General features: G+C 73.2%; 13 protein-coding genes. 5 read left to right on the plus strand and 8 right to left on the minus strand.

All coding sequences use genetic code 11. From position 1 onward, the window contains the following. Positions 1-89: 89 nt before the first annotated feature. The 6 genes from IEZ07_RS31630 to IEZ07_RS31655 form a co-directional block, all read right to left on the minus strand. Complete coding sequence (locus IEZ07_RS31630) at positions 90-860, minus strand: ABC transporter ATP-binding protein (RefSeq protein ID WP_191898163.1); 771 nt, start codon at positions 858-860, stop codon at positions 90-92. Beyond that, positions 857-1,672, minus strand: coding sequence for an ATP-binding cassette domain-containing protein (locus IEZ07_RS31635; RefSeq protein ID WP_191898164.1), 816 nt, complete (start codon positions 1,670-1,672; stop codon positions 857-859). Before IEZ07_RS31635 ends, IEZ07_RS31630 begins: the two co-directional genes overlap by 4 nt. After that, entirely contained in the window at positions 1,669-2,475 is an 807-nt protein-coding gene (locus IEZ07_RS31640; protein ID WP_239321114.1) for an ABC transporter permease, read from the minus strand. Before IEZ07_RS31640 ends, IEZ07_RS31635 begins: the two co-directional genes overlap by 4 nt. A 98-nt stretch (positions 2,476-2,573) precedes the next feature. After that, positions 2,574-3,539 (minus strand): ABC transporter permease, encoded by a 966-nt coding sequence (locus tag IEZ07_RS31645; protein WP_191898166.1) that lies wholly within the window; start codon positions 3,537-3,539, stop codon positions 2,574-2,576. Positions 3,540-3,548: 9 nt separating this feature from the next. Beyond that, on the minus strand, positions 3,549-5,003 hold the full coding sequence (locus IEZ07_RS31650) for an ABC transporter substrate-binding protein (RefSeq protein WP_301549366.1): 1,455 nt from the start codon (positions 5,001-5,003) through the stop codon (positions 3,549-3,551). Between the two features lie 135 nt (positions 5,004-5,138). Further along, positions 5,139-5,813, minus strand: a complete 675-nt coding sequence (locus IEZ07_RS31655; RefSeq protein WP_191898167.1) for a 4'-phosphopantetheinyl transferase family protein — start codon at positions 5,811-5,813, stop codon at positions 5,139-5,141. 573 nt (positions 5,814-6,386) lie between these two features. Between IEZ07_RS31655 and leuA the strand changes: the two genes are divergently transcribed. Next, positions 6,387-8,117, plus strand: coding sequence for a 2-isopropylmalate synthase (leuA, locus tag IEZ07_RS31660; RefSeq protein ID WP_191898168.1), 1,731 nt, complete (start codon positions 6,387-6,389; stop codon positions 8,115-8,117). Positions 8,118-8,425: 308 nt separating this feature from the next. Next, positions 8,426-11,221, plus strand: coding sequence for an ATP-binding protein (locus IEZ07_RS31665; RefSeq protein ID WP_191898169.1), 2,796 nt, complete (start codon positions 8,426-8,428; stop codon positions 11,219-11,221). 18 nt (positions 11,222-11,239) lie between these two features. Here the strand turns inward: IEZ07_RS31665 and IEZ07_RS31670 are convergent, their stop codons facing one another. Then, positions 11,240-12,613: an endonuclease Q family protein gene (locus IEZ07_RS31670; protein WP_239321120.1), complete on the minus strand. Its 1,374-nt coding sequence runs from the start codon at positions 12,611-12,613 to the stop codon at positions 11,240-11,242. A gap of 227 nt (positions 12,614-12,840) precedes the next feature. Between IEZ07_RS31670 and IEZ07_RS31675 the strand changes: the two genes are divergently transcribed. Next, complete coding sequence (locus tag IEZ07_RS31675; protein ID WP_191898170.1) at positions 12,841-13,884, plus strand: endo-1,4-beta-xylanase; 1,044 nt, start codon at positions 12,841-12,843, stop codon at positions 13,882-13,884. Positions 13,885-13,953: 69 nt separating this feature from the next. Here IEZ07_RS31675 and IEZ07_RS31680 read toward each other — a convergent pair whose 3' ends face one another. Then, complete coding sequence (locus IEZ07_RS31680) at positions 13,954-15,363, minus strand: PucR family transcriptional regulator (protein ID WP_191898171.1); 1,410 nt, start codon at positions 15,361-15,363, stop codon at positions 13,954-13,956. Positions 15,364-15,554: 191 nt separating this feature from the next. Here IEZ07_RS31680 and IEZ07_RS31685 point away from each other — a divergent pair, with 191 nt between their 5' ends. Both IEZ07_RS31685 and IEZ07_RS31690 read left to right on the plus strand, forming a co-directional pair. After that, positions 15,555-16,313, plus strand: a complete 759-nt coding sequence (locus IEZ07_RS31685; RefSeq protein WP_191898172.1) for an ABC transporter ATP-binding protein — start codon at positions 15,555-15,557, stop codon at positions 16,311-16,313. Between the two features lie 112 nt (positions 16,314-16,425). Next, entirely contained in the window at positions 16,426-17,148 is a 723-nt protein-coding gene (locus tag IEZ07_RS31690; protein WP_191898173.1) for an ABC transporter ATP-binding protein, read from the plus strand.

Here is a 17,148-nt window from a genome sequence, read left to right on the forward strand (position 1 = left end):
CGCGCAGGTGGGGCAGACGGTGACCTCCGGCGCGGTGCTCTGCGACATCAAGGACGCCTGAGAACACCGAGGCGCCTGATGTGGCCCGGTCAGGCGCGGGGAGGCAGTCTCGGCACGCCGGCGACGAGCCGCCGCGTGTACGGATGGCGGGGGGAACCGAGCACGGCGGCGGTGTCCCCCTGCTCCACGATCCGCCCGCGTTCCAGCACCGCGACACGCCGGCACAGGGCCGCCACCACGGCGAGGTCGTGCGAGACGACCAGCATCCCCAGGCCGTGCTCCTCCCGCAGCCGGGCCAGCAGGTCGATGAGGCGGACCCGGGTGGAGACGTCCAGCGCGCTGACCGGTTCGTCCGCCAGCAGGATCCGGGGACGGCAGACGATCGCACGCGCGATGGCGATGCGCTGCCGCTGCCCGCCGGAGAACTCGTGCGGGTAGCGGCGCGCGGCCTCCCCGGGCAGCCCGACCGCGTGCAGCGCCTCCGCGACCCGGTGCTCCCGTTCGGCGCGTCGTGCCCTCCCGGGAAGCAGTCCGAGCGAGCGGAGCGGCTCGGAGACGATCCTGTCCACCCGTTGCCTGGGGTCGAGGGAGGAGTAGGGATCCTGGAACACGGGCTGGACCGCGCGCCGGAACCGCTGGTCCCGCGGGGAGAGGCCGGCTCCCTCGAAGAGGATCCGGCCGCTGCCGGGCCTGCCCAGGCCGAGCAGCAGGCGCACCAGGGTGCTCTTGCCCGCGCCGGACTCGCCGACCAGCGCCACGCTCTCCCCGGCGTCGACGGAGACGGACACGTCGGTGAGCACGGGCGGTCCGCCGCGGTGCGCGAAGCCCACACCGCGGGCCTCCAGGAGGGGAGGGGTCACCGGAGCATCCCGCCCAGCGCGTCGTCGAGCCGGCGGGCGCCGGCCACCAGCTCGCGGGTGTAGGGGTGGGACGGCTCGCACGTGACGGCCCGCGCGGTCCCCGACTCGACGGCCGCGCCGTCCTTCATCACCAGGAGCCTGTCCGCGACGCCGGTGACGACCCCGAGGTCGTGGCCGATGAACAGCAGGGCCGTGCCCCGCGCGCCGACCAGGTCGCCGAGCAGCGCCAGCACCTCGGCCTGCACCGTCACGTCGAGGGACGAGGTGGGCTCGTCGGCGATCAGCAGCGCCGGTTCGCAGGCGAGGGCCGTCGCGATCGCGACCCGCTGCCGCTGCCCGCCGGAGATCTCGTGCGGGTAGGCCCCGGCGATCCGCTCCGGGTCGGCCAGCCGTACCTCGGCCAGCGCCCGGAGGACCGCGCGGCGCAGGGCGGCGCCGCGCAGCCCCGACCGGCGCCGGAGCGGTCCGGCGACCTGGCGGCCGACCGGCATCAGCGGGTCCAGTGCGGCCAGGGGTTCCTGGAAGACGACGGTCACGCCGCGCCCGCGCAGCCGGTTCAGGCGCCGCTCCGCCGCCCCGACGACCTCGGTCCGGGGCAGGCTGGGGACGTCCAGCACGACGCTGCCGGACGCCGTCATCCCGGCGGGCAGCAGGCCCGCGATCGCCAGCGCGGTCAGCGTCTTGCCCGAGCCCGACTCGCCGACGAGACCGAGCCGGTCGCCCGCGCGCATCGAGAAGGACAGACCGGAGACGAGCACGCGGCCGGTCGCCGAGCGCACGCCCAGCCCGTCGACCGCCAGCAGGTCCGTCATGACCTCCTCCTGGCCGGGTCCGCGACGTCCCGGACCCCGTCGGCCACCAGGTTCGCGCCGACGACGAGTACGGCCAGCAGCACGCCGGGCGCGATGACGCCGACCGGGGCGGTGAACGCCGTCGTCTGGGCCTCCCGCAGCATGCGGCCCCAGGAGGCGTTCGGCGGAGCCGCGCCCAGCCCCAGATAGGAGAGGGTCGCCTCGGCGAGCACGGCCACGCCCAGGTGCAGCGCCAGGCTCACCAGGAGCGTGGGCCAGATGTTCGGCAGCACGTGCTCGACCGTGATCCGGGGCCAGGACGTGCCCGAGGTGCGCGCCGCCGTGATGAAGTCCTGAGCCAGCACCCGTTTGACCAGTATCCGGGTCAGCCGGGCGACGGTGACGGACATCGCCAGGCCGATCGCCAGGATCGCGGGGCCCAGGGAGGCCTGCCGGGCGGCGACCATGAGCATGGCCAGGAGCAGGACGGGAAAGGCGATCAGGATGTCGGACAGGACCGCGAAGGCGTCGTCCAGCCAGCGGGTGGCGAACCCGCCGGCCAGCCCGGCGGCGACGCCGAGCACGCCGCCGACCGCGGTCGCCCCCAGCCCGGCCGCCAGGGCGATCCGGGCCCCGATCATCACCTGGGTCAGCAGGTCCCGGCCGAGCCTGTCGGTGCCGAGCGGGTGGGCCGCTCCGGGAGGGGCGAGCCGCCCTCCCGAGGTGTCGGCCGGGTCGTAGGGGAGCCAGACCAGCGAGACGAGCGCCGTCAGGGCGACCGCGCCGACCAGGGCGCAGCCGGCGGCGAGGGTGCGGGAGCGCACCCGGCGTTTCGTGCCGGGACCCCGTTCGCGCGGGGCACTCGCCATCGGCCTCCGCCCGCGTCGGGCGCTCGCCATCGGTTTCGGTTCGCGCCGGGCGCTCACCATCGGCCTCCGCCCGCGGTGTCGCGCAACCGCGGATCGATGATCCGCTGGGCCGTGTCGGCGAGGAGGCCGGCCAGCAGGACGGCGAGGGTGCCGACGACCAGGACGCCCTGGATCACCGGGTAGTCGTGCTGTGCGAACGCCCTGACCAGCATGCTGCCGAGTCCGGGCAGGGCGAACACGCTCTCGACGACGACGGCGCCCAGGAAGGTGGTCGCGAGTTCGAGGCCGAGGACCGACACGACGGGCACCGCGGCGTTGCGCAGACCGTGCCGCCACATCGCCCCGGGCAGCGAGCAGCCCAGCGCCCTGGCCGTCCGCAGGTAGTCGCTGTCCAGGACGTCCAGGGCGGCGGAGCGCACGTAGCGGATCAGGGAGGCGGACATGACCAGCGCGACCGTGGCGACGGGGAGCGCCAGCGAGGCGAGGGCGCCGGCCGGGTCGGCCCAGTCGTCCTGCGGGAACCCCCCGGCCGGCAGCCACCGCAGGTGCAGGGAGAAGACGGTGGCGAGCAGCATCCCGATCCAGAAGACCGGCACCGCGACCCCGAGCTGGGACACGCCGTTGAGCAGCGCGCCGTACCAGCTCCTGGGGCGGTGGGCCGCGACGAAGCCGACCGGGACCGCGACCAGGAGGGAGACGGTGAACGCCAGCAGGGTCAGCGGCACGGTGACGACCAGGCGCGCGGAGATCTCCGGCCCCACCGGGAGGTCGCTGACGAACGACGTGCCGAGGTCGAGGACCGCCATCCGGCCGAGCCAGGAGAGGAACTGCTCCGTCAGCGGGCGGTCGGACCCGATCTCGCGCCGGACGGCGGCGATCTGCTCCGGGGTGGCCCCGACCGAGAGCAGGGCGTTGGCGGGGTCGCCCGGCAGCAGCCGGAGCAGCACGAACAGCACCGCGCTCGCGAGGAGCAGCGAGGCGGCCAGGAGCAGCGTCCGCCGCAGCAGGTAGGGGAGCATCGCGCGGGATCAGCGCTTCACGATGTCGTAGACGTAGAACTGCGCGTTGAGGCCGTTGACCGGGTAGCCGGACACGCCGGAGGACCCGATCACGATCTGCGGGTAGAGGAACAGCCAGTTGCTGGCCGCGTCCTCGGCGATCCGCCGGCCGACCTTCCGCAGCAGCGCGGTCTGCTCCTCGACCGTGCCGGCCCGCTCGGCCCGCTTCACCTCCCGGGCGACCTGGGGGTTGTCGTAGCCCCAGTAGAAGCCGGGGTCGCCGTACCACCGGACGTCCCGGTCGTTGACGTGCTCCTGCAGCGTCGCGGTGAAGTCGTGGTTCCGGTACACCTTCGTGTACCACTCGTCGGCGGTGACCATGTTGATCTCCACCGTGATGCCGATCTTGGCCAGCTCCGACTTCACGAAGGCCGCGACCGTGGGGTGCGGGTCGTAGGTGGGCGTGTCGAGCGTGAAGGTGAAGCCCCGGGGGTAGCCGGCCTCGGCGAGCTGCCTCCTGGCCAGCTCCACGTCGTACGGGTTCACGTGGGTGAGGTCCTCGTACCACGGGTCGGTCGGCGGGACCATCGATCCGATCATGCTGCCGTAGCCGTTCCAGATGGAGTCGAGCAGCTTCCGCTCGTCGATCGCGGAGCTGACGGCCCTGCGGACGAGCATCCTGTCGAACGGCGCCCTGCGGTTGTTGAAGGCCAGCAGGAGCTTGGTCGTCGACTTGCCGTTGCTGATCCGGTAGCCGGGGTCGCCGTCGAACAGCGCGAGGGCGTCCGGGCTCTGCATGCCGGTGACGACGTCGACGGCGCCCGTCAGCAGCGCGTTGTTGAGCGCGCTCGCGTCGGTGAAGTAGCGGAACACCACCCGGGCGTTGGCGGCCTTCCGGCCCCAGTAGCCGTCGAACCGGTCGAGGCTCAGGGAGGACCCCCGCTTCCAGGTGCCGAGCCGGTAGGGGCCGGTGCCGTCCTCGGAGGCGGAGAGATCCTCGTGCGCGTCGTTGACGATCCACACCTGGCTCAGGTTGTAGACGAAGGAGATGGACCTGCTCGACAGCTTGACGACGACCGTGTCCCGGCCGGAGCCCGCGATGCTCTCGATCATGTCCAGCGTGCCCCTGCGCGAGGACGTGGAGGCGGCGGCGGTGACCCGCCGGATGCTGTGCGCCACGTCGTCGGGGGTGAGGGGGGCGCCCGAGTGGAACGTCACGCCGTCCCTGATCCGGAAGGTGTAGGTGAGCCCGTCGGGGCTGACCGTGTGGCTCTCGGCGAGCAGGTTCTCGACCCTGCCCTCGTCGGTGAGCCGGAACAGGCCCTCGTAGACGTTGCCGGTCAGCGCCTCGGTCGCGCCCTGCCCGCCGCCGCCGGCGTTGTCGAGGTTCTGCGGCTCGTACATCGACCCGACGCCGATCGTCGCCTCTCCCGGAGGGGCGCCCGCCGAGGCCTGTTCGAGGCCGCAGGAGGCGAGGGTGAACACCAGTCCTACGACAAGACCAATGAGGCACTTTTTTGGTGTCTTCACGGTTTCTCCTGGTCTGTAGGAACATGGCCAGTAGCGATCATTATGACGTTTTCCCTCGGCGCGAGCCACGGTCTCCGGCGGAGCGCCGCGTCATCCGGGCGTGGAGCCGGGCGCGGGCACGACGATGGCGGTGAGCAGGAGTCCCTGATCGGCGAGCCATCGTCCGGAGAAGCCCTTGAGCGGCTCGCCGTACACGCTCGCGCCGCCGACGAGGAGACGGGCGGCGAAGGAGCCGTCGCGGGGGTTCACGGTGACGGAGGCGTTCTCGAAGCTGAGCCACCGGTTGGTCAGCGGGAACCACGCCTTGTACACCGCCTCCTTGGCGCTGAAGAGCAGTCGGTCCCAGTGCACCTCGGGATGGGCCAGGGCCAGCCGCGCCACCTCCTCCCTCTCCACGGGCAGGGCTATCGCGTCCAGCACGCCGTTGGGCAACGGCTCGTTCGGTTCCGCGTCGATTCCGATCGACGCCACCTGGGTCGACTCCCCGAGCACCGCGCCGCGGTATCCCGCGCAGTGCGTGATGCTCCCGGTGACGCCGGTCGGCCAGCGGGGCTCCCCGCGCACGCCGGGGAGGATCGCCACCGGCGGCTTGCCGAGCATGCGCAGCGCCTTCCGGGCGCACGTCCGCGCCGTCGTGAACTCCCTGCGGCGTTTCTCGACCGCCTGGCCGACGACGGCCTCCTCGCCGGGGAAGAGCTTCCCGTCGGGGAAGTCCTCGAAGGTGTCGACGGACACCACGTAGGAGGGGAGGATTTTTTTGATCATGATGACTTCCGGGGTGGGAGCACGGGCGGCGCCTGCGGGCCCGTCCGGGTCCGCCGGCGCCGTCCGCCCCGGTGGTCCTCCGCGCGGGACGCGTGCAGGGCGCCGCTCGCGGGCGGGCGGTCACGGGGCATCTCACTAGCGGTCACATATGGGACCGTACGGACGCTCCGCTCATAACAGAACGATCCGGAAGGATGTCACGGGGTGGCCCGGCCGGGCTAAGGGCAGCGGTGGGGGCGCTAGGGGATGCGCGACCTCCGCGCGGGCCCGCGGTCCCGCCGCCGGGGTCGTCCGCGGGTCCCGTTCGCGGTCCCGTCCACGGTCCCGCCACCATGGTCGTCCGCCGGGCCCTCCCGGGGCACCCCTACCCGCCCCTTCGCCCGGCCGGGCGTCTGAGCTGCCCTGATATCGCCCTGATGCCCGGACGGAAGCGATCGGATAACGAGGGGATGGCGGCCCTCCCTACGTTTGCGGCGACAGCAGCCCTGCGGCCTCCCCGGCCGCCAGAGCCGACAGTACGAGGTCGAAACAGCTGAGACGGACGCAGAAGACCGGCAGAGAGGGACCCCGGAAGTGAAGACCACCAGACCTTCGGCGAGCCGCTATCGGGCGTTCCCGCCGGTGAACCTCCCTGACCGCACGTGGCCGGGCAAGACCGTCACCTCGGCGCCGCGCTGGCTCTCCACCGACCTGCGCGACGGCAACCAGTCCCTGGTCGCCCCGATGTCACCGGCCCGCAAGCTGGCCATGTTCGAGCTCCTGGTGGGGATGGGCTACAAGGAGATCGAGGTGGGGTTCCCGGTCGCCAGCCAGGACGACCACGACTTCCTCCGGGTGCTGATCGAGCAGGACAGGATCCCCGACGACGTGCGGATCTCCGTCCTCGTGCAGGCCCGCGACGAGCTGATCAGGCGCACGGTGGAGAGCCTGGAAGGCGCCCCGCGCGCCACGATCCACCTGTACAACGCGACGTCGCCGCTGTTCCGGCGGGTGGTGTTCGGCATGGACCGGGACGAGTGCAAGGACCTCGCGGTCCAGGGGACCCGGCTGATGATGAAGTACGCCGACCGGACGCTGGCGGACTGCGACCTGGGCTTCCAGTACTCGCCCGAGCTGTTCAACGACACCGAGCTCGAGTTCGCGCTGGAGGTCTGCGAGGCGGTCATGGACGTGTGGCAGCCGGAGCCGGACCGGGGGATCATCCTCAACTTCCCGACGACCGTCGAACGCTCGCTGCCGAACGTGTTCGCCGACCAGATCGAGTGGCTGGACCGCAACCTCTCCCGGCGGGAGCACGTCTGCCTGTCGATCCACCCGCACAACGACCGGGGCACGGGCGTCGCCTCCACCGAACTCGCCCTCCTGGCGGGAGCCGAGCGCGTCGAGGGCTGCCTGTTCGGCAACGGCGAACGGGCCGGCAACGTCTGCCTGGTCACCCTGGGACTCAACCTGTTCACCCAGGGCGTCGACCCCGGCATCGACTTCTCCGACATCAACGGGATCCGCCGGGTCGTGGAGGACTGCAACGGCATCCCCGTCCACCCGCGCCACCCCTACGGCGGAGACCTGGTCTACACCTCCTTCTCCGGCTCCCACCAGGACGCCATCAAGAAGGGCTTCGCCGTACAGGAGCGTGCCGCGGCGGAGGGGAGGGAGCTCCCGTGGGAGATGCCCTACCTGCCGATCGCCCCCGAGGACGTCGGCCGCACCTACGAGGCCGTCGTACGGATCAACAGCCAGTCGGGCAAGGGGGGCGTGGCCTACGTCATGAGCGCCTGGCACGGCCTCGAACTCCCCCGCGACCTGCAGATAGAGTTCGCCGGCGTGGTCCAGGCGCACGCCGACGCGGCGGGCGGGGAGATCACCCCGGACCGGGTCATGGAGCTCTTCGAGCGGGAGTACCTCGCGGCCTCCGGCCTGCCGGTCCCGCTCGCGTTCGGCGGCGACCCGGTGACCGCCTCCCTCCACCTCGACGGCGCGGGGTTCGACGTGGGCGCCGCGCGGGCCGACTCCGTCCAGTCGGTCCGCGCGGCGCTGGCCCGCTGGGGGTTCGACGTGCGGGCCGTGCACCGTACGGGGCACGGGGCGGACCCGGGGCGGGCCCCCGGCGCGGAGGTGACCGTCTACGCCGAGTGCAGGCTGGACGGCCGGACCGTCTGGGGAGCGGGCGCCGGTGAGGAGATCGAGGCGGCCTCGCTGGCGGCGGTGCGCTCCGCGGTCGCCAGAGCGCGTCAGAGGCGCACGCCCGCGGCGGGGAGCGCAGGGGCCGCCGCGGCTCCGGCGCGGCTGCTGGCGGCGCGATGACGGGCCTCGCGCGTGGTCGGCGGCGGCGCGCTGACGGACCTGGAGCGTCGCCGGCGGCGGTGCGCGGCGAGTCTCCGGCGCGGCTGATAGCGGTGCGATAACGAACCGAAGCCGCGCCCGCCTAGCGTTCTCCGTGTCGTCCCGCTCCGGGGCGGCCATGATGGAAAGAAGTGATCCCATGCGGCGCATCCGGCGCAGGAAGCCGAGGGGGAAGGCGTGCGCGGAGCTGGACCTGCGGACCCCGTCCGGCCGTCAACTGCGGTTCTGATCCGCGTCAACCGTTTCTCCGCACGAGGGGGAGGCCGACTGTGGCCCTGATCGAACGAGACGAGGCGCTGGCCTCCCTGGAAGAGCTGCTCGCCGGTGCCGCGACGGGCAGAGGCCGGGTCGCACTGGTGAGCGGCACCGTGGCGACCGGCAAGAGCGAGCTGCTGCACCGCTTCGCCGAACAGGCCATCGAGCTGGGCGTCCTCGCCATCACGGCGACGGGTTCCCGCCTGGAGCGAGACCTGCCGCTGGGCGTGCTGGGGCAGCTGATCCAGGACGCGCCGCTGACCGTGCAGGAGCGGGAGCGGGCCGTGGCCCTGCTGACCGAGGGCGCGGGCGGGATGAACGGCATGCCGTCCGGCGATCCGCAGGCGGAGACCCTCGGGCAGGCCGACGCCCAGATCATCCACGCACTCTGCATGGTGCTGCTCGAGCTGTCCGAGCGCTGCCCGCTGCTGATCGTCGTCGACGACGTGCACCACGCCGACCGCGCGTCCCTGCTCTGCCTGGCCTACCTGTCACGCCGGGTCAGGTTCGCGCGGATCGTCGTCGTCTTCAGCCACTCCGACCACGGCCGCTCCGCGGAGACGTTCTTCCAGACCGAGCTGCTCCGCCAGCCCCACTGCCGCCGGGTCGCGCTCACCCTCCTGTCCCGGGCGGGGGTGACGGCGTTCGTCACCCGCGAGCTGGGACAGGAGACGGCCGAGCGGTTCTCCGAGGACTGGTACGCGTTCAGCGGCGGGAACCCGCTGCTGATCACGGCGCTGGTGGAGGACCACCGGGACTCCGTGCGCTCCTCCGGCGGCGCGCCGGTCGGGCCCGCCGTCGGCGACCGGTACGGCAAGGCCGTGCTGTCCTGCCTGCACCGCGGCGGACCCCGGATGGTCCGGGTGGCCCGCGGTCTCGCGGTCCTCGGCGAGCTCGACGTGCTGGACCGGCTGCTCGGGGGCGGCCGGGGGGACGTGGCGCAGGGACTGCGCTCCCTCACCACCGCGGGCCTGATCAGCCTGGGCCGGTTCAGGCACGAGGCGGCGCGCACGGCCGTACTGGCGGAGGTGGACACCAGGGAGAGGATGGACCTGCACCGCAGGGCCGCCGAACTCGCCTATGAGGGCGGGGCGCCGGCCTCGGCCGTCGCCGACCACCTCCTGCAGGCGGACCGGGTGGACCGGCCCTGGGTCGTGCCCGTCCTGGAGGACGCGGCCAGGAGCGCGCTGCGGGAGGGCCGCGTCGAGTCCGCGGTGGCGTACCTGCGGCTGGCCTCGCACGAGTGCACGGACGAGCAGGACCGGGTGAGGATCACCACGATGCTCGTGCGGGCCGAGTGGCGGATCAACCCGGGGGCTCCCGCGGCGCATCTCGCCGAGCTGACCGACGCGATGCAGCGGGGCAGCCTGCGGGGAGGCGACGCGGTGGTGCTCGCCCGCGCGCTGCTGTGGCACGGCAGGTTCGACGACGCGAGGGACGTGTTCGAGCACCTGAACGAGTCCGGGGCCGCCGCGGACCCCGAGACGGTGACGGAGCTGCTCATCGCCCGCCCGTGGCTGCGCTCGACCCACCCCGTGTTCCTGTCCCACATGCGGCCGGTGACCGCGGAGCAGGGCCACGCCGCCATCGTGTCGGTGGCGGCGATCCGCCGGCTGGACACGGCGCTCGCGCTCTCCGAGGTCCTCGCCAAGGGCCCGCAGGACAAGGTGGTGGACACGGTCGAGCGGATCCTGCGCGGCTGCCGCCTGGACGAGATGTCGATGGACACCGTGGAGAGCGCCCTGCTCGCCCTGACGTACGGCGAGCGCCCCGACAAGGCGGCGCCCTGGTGCGACCTGTTCAGCGTGGAGGCGTCCTCGCGGCACGCCCCCAGCCGGCAGGCCAGGCTGGCGGCCATCCGCGCCGAGATGGCGATCCGCCAGGGGGACATGCCGAGCGCCGAGCAGCACGCGCGGACGGCGCTGGAGATCATCCCGCCCAGCAGCTGGGGCGTGGCCGCGGGCGGACCGCTGGGCAGCCTCGTCGTCGCCGCCGCGGCGATGGGCAGGTACGAGGTCGCGCACGCGCAGCTGGACCGTCCCGTGCTCGACGCCATGTTCCAGACGCGCTACGGCCTGACCTACCTGCACGCCCGCGGCCGGTACAGCCTGGCCACCGACCACCCCGCGCTGGCGCTGCGCGATTTCCGGCTCTGCGGCGAGCTGATGGAGGAGTGGGGCATCGATGTGCCGGGACTCATCCCGTGGCGGGTCGAGGCGGCCGAGGCCTGCCTGCGCATGGGGCGGGAGGAGGAGGCCCGCCGGCTGGTCGAGGAGCAGCTCAGGCGCTGCGGTCCCGCCACGCCGCGTGCCCAGGGCATGGCCATGCGGCTGCTGGCGGCCACCGGCGAGCTGCGGCACCGCCCGATGCTGCTCCACCAGGCGGGAGACCTGCTGCAGTCGGCCGGGGACCGCTACGAGCTGTCCCGGGTGCTCGTGGACCTCGCCGAGGCCTACCACGCCCTGGGGGAGTTCCGGCGCGCCGAGATGATCGTCAGCCGGGCCCGGACCGTGGCTCAGGAGTGCCGGGCGGAGCCCCTGGTCAAGGGGCTCTCCCGGTCGGACGGCGGGGGCGGGGGCGAGGACTCGCCGGCCCAGGAGCAGGGGGAGCCCGCCGTGGTCCTGAGCGACGCCGAGCGCAGGGTCGCGGTCCTGGCGGCCTCCGGCTACACGAACCGCGAGATAGCCGGGAAGCTCTACCTCACGGTCAGCACGGTTGAGCAGCACCTGACCCGGACCTACCGCAAGCTGAACATCACCAGGCGGGCGGACCTGCCTTCCAGCTTCGAACTGGGCGGTTCCCGGGTCTGATCCCTCTCCTCCGCCGCCTCAGTCGGCGGAGGAGAGGGCCTCACCGACCTCGAAGAGCGCGGGAGCGGACTCCCCGTCCGACCCGCCCGACCCGCCTGGCCTGCCGGTCCCGCCCGACCTGCCGGTCCCGTGCGGCCCGCCGGACCGTCCGCCGGGGCCGAGGACCCGGATCACGCCGTACTCGCCGTCGTATCCGGCGTCCCGGAAGACCTCGCCGCGGCGCAGCCGGTCGACGGCCTCCGCCAGCGGCGGGGAGTGCGCCGCGATGTCACCGACGGGCACGTCCTCCAGGACCGCCAGCTCGGGTCCGAGCGCGGCGGTGAGCGCGTCCATCTCCCGCAGGACCTTCTTGCTCTGCGGGCCGACGCCCAGGACCTCGCCCACGATCTCCGGCAGCGGCACGAGACTGCGGAAACCGGAGGCGTCCCGCGGCAGGGCGTCCTGCGGGCGGTCGGCCAGTTCCTCGATCCGGCTCAGCACGCCGATCGTGAGCCGCTTCCCGCACACCGGGCAGACCCCGCCGTGCTCGCGCGTCTCCCGCGGCTCCATCCGGACCCCGCACCTGCGGTGCCCGTCGAGGTGGTACCGGCCCTCCTCCGGGAAGAACTCGACCGTCCCGGCGTATCCGTCACCCGTCCGCAGCGCCCGCAGCACCGCGAAGTAGTCCAGGTCGGTCTCGAACACCGTGGTCTCGCGCCCGATCCGGGGCGGGGAGTGCGCGTCGGAGTGGCTGACCAGCCGGTGGCGGTCGAGGCCGGAGACCCGCCGGGTCATGGCCGGATCGCTGGACAGCCCGGTCTCCAGCGCGAAGACGTGGCCGGAGAGGTCGCCGTAGCACTCCTCGACCGTGTCGAACCCCGACTTGGAGCCGAACACGCCGAACCACGGCGTCCAGACGTGGGCGGGCACCAGGTAGGCGCCGTCGCCGCAGGCCAGGGTCGCCTCCAGCAGGTCCCGGGAGTCCATCCCGAGCACGGGCCGCCCGTCCGAGCCGAGATCCCCGGCCCGCCCGGCCGCACGGTTGAACGCCGCCGCCGCGTCGAAGTCCGGTACGTGCACCAGATGGTGGATCTTCCGGGTGCGCCCGCCCCGGCGATAGACCGTGGCGACCTCGACGGACAGGGTGAACCGGAGCGGGCCGGCGGCCAGGGCGGGGGGCAGGGTGCGGGCGGTCTCCCGTTCCAGGTCCTCACGGAGCCGGAACAGCCCCGGCTCCGCCGGGACGAGACTCTCCCGGAGGTGTTCGAACCAGGCCGGGTGCGTGAAGTCGCCGGTGCCCAGCAGGGTGACGCCCTTGCGCCGGGCCCACCACGCGAGGTGCTCCAGATCGCTGTCCCGGCTGCAGGCCCGGGAGTACTTCGAGTGGATGTGCAGGTCGGCGTGGAAGCGCATCCACCTCCCCTGCCCGGCGCGGGACGGGACAGTCCGCCCGGCTCCGGGATTTCACCCGCCAGCAGGGCGAACACGACCGAAATATTTCGGGGCATTGACGGGGGGCTTCGTTACATCTACGTTTCATCCCACGAAACATCTCGGGGTATCTCCGAAAGTTTCAGCGATTCGTCGCACCATCCTCGGGGGCCACAAGATCGACACCGAAGACCACGAGTGAGGCATTCATGAAACGTCTCCTGTCGGGACTGGCCGCCATCGCGTTCGCGCTGGCCGCACCCCTCCCGGCGCACGCCGACAGGACCCCGGACGACCTGCGCGAGCTGTCGCGCACGCTCCGGGTGCACATCGGCTCGGCCGTCGACGCCACCGCCCTCGCCGGCGAGGCCGACTACCGCCGGGTGCTCAACCAGGAGTTCAACCACGTCACCGCCGAGAACGCGATGAAGTGGGAGACGGTCGAGCCCCAGCGCGGCGCGTACGACTGGGAGGCCGCCGACGCGGTGGTCGAGAACGCCCGGCGCAACCGGCAGCAGGTGCGCGGGCACACCCTGGTCTGGCACAACCAGCTCCCCGCCTGGCTGATCGAGGGCGTCGACTCCGGGGCCATCGACGCCAAGGAACTGCGCAAGATCCTGCGCGGCCACATCATGACCGAGGTCGGCCGCTACCGCGGCAAGATCCGCGCCTGGGACGTGGTCAACGAGGTGGTGGACGACACCGGCAAGCTGCGCGACAGCATCTGGCTCAAGCACCTCGGCCCCGGCTACATCGCCGACGCCTTCCGCTGGGCGCACCAGGCCGACCCGCGCGCCAAGCTCTACATCAACGACTACAACCTGGAGTGGGACGCCAAGAAGATCGAGACCACGCTCGGCATCGTCAAGGACCTCAAGGCCAAGCGGGTGCCGATCCACGGCATCGGCTTCCAGGGGCACCTGGGCATCCAGTACGACTACCCGGGCGACTTCGCCGGCGTGATGCGCCGGTTCACCGACCTCGGCCTGGAGGCCGCGATCACCGAGGCCGACGTGCGCATGGTGATGCCGGCGACGGCGGAGAAACTGGCCACCCAGGCCGACTACTACCAGCGGATGCTCTCCACCTGCGTCGCGAACAAGCGCTGCGTCGAGTTCACCGTCTGGGGCTTCACCGACCGCCACTCCTGGGTCCCCGACTGGTTCGAGGGCGAGGGCGCGGCCAACATCATGGACGAGAACCTCGCGCCCAAGCCCGCCTACGACGCGCTCCTCGCCGTCCGCCGGAAGTAGGCCGCCCGGTCGTCCCCGCTCCGGGTGCTCCTTCGCGGGAGCACCCGGTCGCCCCTCCTCCGGGCGCTTCTACGCGGGAGCACCCGGTCGTCCCCGCCCCGGGTGCTCCTTCGCGGGAGCGCCCGGCGGCAGCGAGTCGTGCAGCCCGATGGCGACGAGCAGGTCGACGAGGTCGTCGATGCGGCGCAGGTTCCGGCCGGTGCGCTCGCGGATCCGCCGCAGGCGGTACTGCGCGGTGTTGGGATGGATCCGGAGCCGCTCCGCGGCGGCGCGCAGGTTCAGGTCGGCGGCGGCGAAGGCCCGGATCGTGGCGGTGAGCACCCCGTCGCGGGCCCGGTCCTCGGCCAGGAGCGCGGAGACCCGCGGGTCCACCAGGTGCCGGGCGGTGTCGTCGGCCCGCAGCGCCAGATACTGGAAGGGCGTGATCCTGGGCAGCGCCGCGACCCCTCCCTCCTCGGGCAGGAGCTCCAGCGCGGTGCGGGCCTCCCGGTAGGCCCGCGGGATCCGGGCGGTCCCGGCGACCACGGTGCTGACGCCCATGGCCAGGGCGATCTCCTCGCCGAGCAGGCTCTCCCGTACGGCCTGCAGCCGGTCGCACAGCTCCGCGGGACCGGTCCCCGGACCGAGCACGGGGACGGCCACGATCTCCGAGTGCCGCACGACCGAGAGCGTCCTGACGCCGTTCCCCCAGGCGCGGGCGATCGCCGCGCACGCCGCGTGCCGCGCGTCGGCGCCGCGGTCCGGGCCGGTCGGAACGGCGTCCTGCCCACCGGCCCCGCAGGACCGGGGGAGCAGGACCGCGACCACCACGAGCAGCGGCACGCAGGCGTCCGGCCCCAGGCCGTGGGCCTGGGCCGCGGAGAGCCGCCGGCCGCGGGTGGGCGCGTCCCCGGCCAGGAGCGTCTCCAGCAGGTCCCTGCTCTCGCGCACCGCCTCGGCGGCGGCGTACTGCTGGAACTCCATGTACGCGTTGGCCGCGTGCGTGCTGGCGAAGTCGCAGTAGCGCATCAGCGGGGCGGCCAGTGAGAGCGCCGCGTCGTGACCGGCCGGGGAGGCGCCGGCGCGCTCGATCACCGATTCCCAGAAGACCTGCTGGCCCACGCGGAAGGCGTTGATGTAGTCGGCCAGGGCCACCCCGGCCCGCGCCCGCCGCAGCGCCGCCCGGCGGGTGAAGGCGACGTCCCCGGGCGTCACCGTGCGGTCGGCGAGCAGGACGGCCAGCTTGCTGCGGTAGTGCCGGGCCACCTGCTCCCGCACGTCGGCGCAGAACGCGCCGTCCCGGGCCGCGTAGGCGGGGATCTCGGCGCGCATCGCCTCGACCGCGGCGCCGGCCAGCCGGTCCAGGTCGCCGAGGAGCTCGGCGAGGATGCGCGCGCGTTCGACGCGGACCGCCTCAATGGTGGGCGCAGTGGTAGGTGCGGTGATGGGCGCGGTGGAGGCCGCGGTGGCGGGCGCTTCCGTGCCGGGACCACGGTGCATGTCGGGATGATCCCTTTTCGTAGCCGGGCGGTCAACGATTCGTCACCGGTCCGGAGCGCGGGCTGTGCGCGGCGGACAACACTTCCGGCGCATCTTGGGCGGCCGCGCCCAATGCGGTCCCCGGACCCGGAACCTACGCTGACCCCAACTTCAGAACATTGTTCTTCCGTTCGCCGCGCTCAGGAGGCCGGATGCTGGAGGTGCGCGATCTCACCGTCCGCTTCGGGGGCATCACCGCGCTGGACGGCGTGGGATTCTCCGTACGGCGCGGCGAGATGGTGGGCCTCATCGGACCCAACGGCGCGGGCAAGACCACGCTGTTCAACTGCCTGACCCGGCGCTGCGACGCCGGCTCCGGGACCGTCCGGTACGAGGGGGCGGATCTGCTGGCCGTACCGCCGCACGCGATCGCGGCGGCGGGCATCGCGCGGACCTTCCAGAACCTCGGGCTGTTCCCGCGCATGTCGGTGCGGGACAACGTGCTGGTCGGCGCGCACCACCGCGGCGGGGCGGGATTCCTCGCCGCGTCGCTCCGGCTGCCCCGGGTGCGCCGCGAGGAGGCCCGGCTCCGCGCCGAGGCGGACGGGCTGCTGGACCGGCTGGCGCTGGCCGCCGTCGCGGGCCACCCCGCGGCGGGGCTGCCGTTCGGCACGCTCAAACGGGTGGAACTCGCCCGGGCGCTGGCCGGCCGCCCCCGGCTGCTGCTGCTCGACGAACCCGTCAACGGGCTCAACTCCGCGGAGGTCGGGGAGTTCGCCGGCACGCTGCGCGCCGTCCGCGAGGAGTTCGACGTGACGGTGGTCGTGGTCGAGCACCACATGGGCTTCGTCATGGGCACCTGCGACCGGGTCGTCTGCCTGAACTTCGGCCGGCGGATCGCCGAAGGAACGCCCGAGGAGGTCCGGCGCGACCCCGGCGTCATGGAGGCGTACCTCGGGGCCGCCGTATGAGCGGGCGGAGCGGACACCGGGGAGGATACGCGGACGCCTGTTCCGGGCGGGCCAGGGCACGGAGGGTGCGGAGGGCGCACGCCGGCGCCGGCCGGCCGGGCGGAGGGACCGCATGAGCGGGGACTTCCTGACGGTCACGGACCTGCACGCCGGGTACGGGGACGCGAGAGTGCTGCACGGGGTGGACCTGGCGGTGGGTCGGGGGGAGATCTGCGCCATCCTCGGGCCCAACGGCGCGGGCAAGACGACGCTGCTGCGCGCGCTGTCGGGCATGGTCCGGGTGCGCGGCGGCGTCCGGCTCGACGGGACCGCCCTGGCCGGGCGCCCGCCGGACGCGCTCGCCCGGCTGGGCGTCGCGCACGTGCCCGAGGGCCGCGGCACGTTCACCCCGCTGACCGTCGAGGAGAACCTGCGCCTGGGGGCCTTCACCCGCCGGGACCGCGACGGGATAGAGGCCGATCTGGAACGCGTGTGCGCCTACTTCCCGGTGCTGCGGGCGCGGCTGGGGCAGGTGGCCGGGAGCCTCAGCGGCGGTGAGCAGCAGATGCTGGCGATCGGCCGGGCGCTCATGCTCCGGCCGCGCCTGCTCCTGCTGGACGAGCCGTCCCTGGGGCTGGCCCCGCTGGTCACCGCGGAGCTGTTCCGCATCGTGCGGACGGTCAACGAGCAGGAGCGCACCACCGTGGTCGTCGTCGAGCAGAACGCCCATCTCGCCCTCGACGTCGCCCACCGGGCGCACGTCCTGGAGAGCGGCCGGATCGTCCTGTCGGGGTCGGCGGCACGGCTCCGGGCGGACGAGCAGGTCGCCCGGTCCTACCTCGGATACCGGGTGTAG

The sequence above is a fragment of the Planomonospora parontospora genome, from assembly GCA_014647935.1.
In the GTDB taxonomy this organism is placed as follows: domain Bacteria; phylum Actinomycetota; class Actinomycetes; order Streptosporangiales; family Streptosporangiaceae; genus Planomonospora; species Planomonospora parontospora.

Coding starts and splice junctions, on each gene's coding strand:
- IEZ07_RS31690 (WP_191898173.1), top strand. CDS start 16,426: ATGAGCGGGGACTTCCTGACGGTCACGGACCTGCACGCCGGGTACGGG.
- IEZ07_RS31680 (WP_191898171.1), bottom strand. CDS start 15,363: ATGCACCGTGGTCCCGGCACGGAAGCGCCCGCCACCGCGGCCTCCACC.
- IEZ07_RS31675 (WP_191898170.1), top strand. CDS start 12,841: ATGAAACGTCTCCTGTCGGGACTGGCCGCCATCGCGTTCGCGCTGGCC.
- IEZ07_RS31655 (WP_191898167.1), bottom strand. CDS start 5,813: ATGATCAAAAAAATCCTCCCCTCCTACGTGGTGTCCGTCGACACCTTC.
- IEZ07_RS31635 (WP_191898164.1), bottom strand. CDS start 1,672: ATGACGGACCTGCTGGCGGTCGACGGGCTGGGCGTGCGCTCGGCGACC.
- IEZ07_RS31645 (WP_191898166.1), bottom strand. CDS start 3,539: ATGCTCCCCTACCTGCTGCGGCGGACGCTGCTCCTGGCCGCCTCGCTG.
- IEZ07_RS31670 (WP_239321120.1), bottom strand. CDS start 12,613: ATGCGCTTCCACGCCGACCTGCACATCCACTCGAAGTACTCCCGGGCC.
- IEZ07_RS31685 (WP_191898172.1), top strand. CDS start 15,555: ATGCTGGAGGTGCGCGATCTCACCGTCCGCTTCGGGGGCATCACCGCG.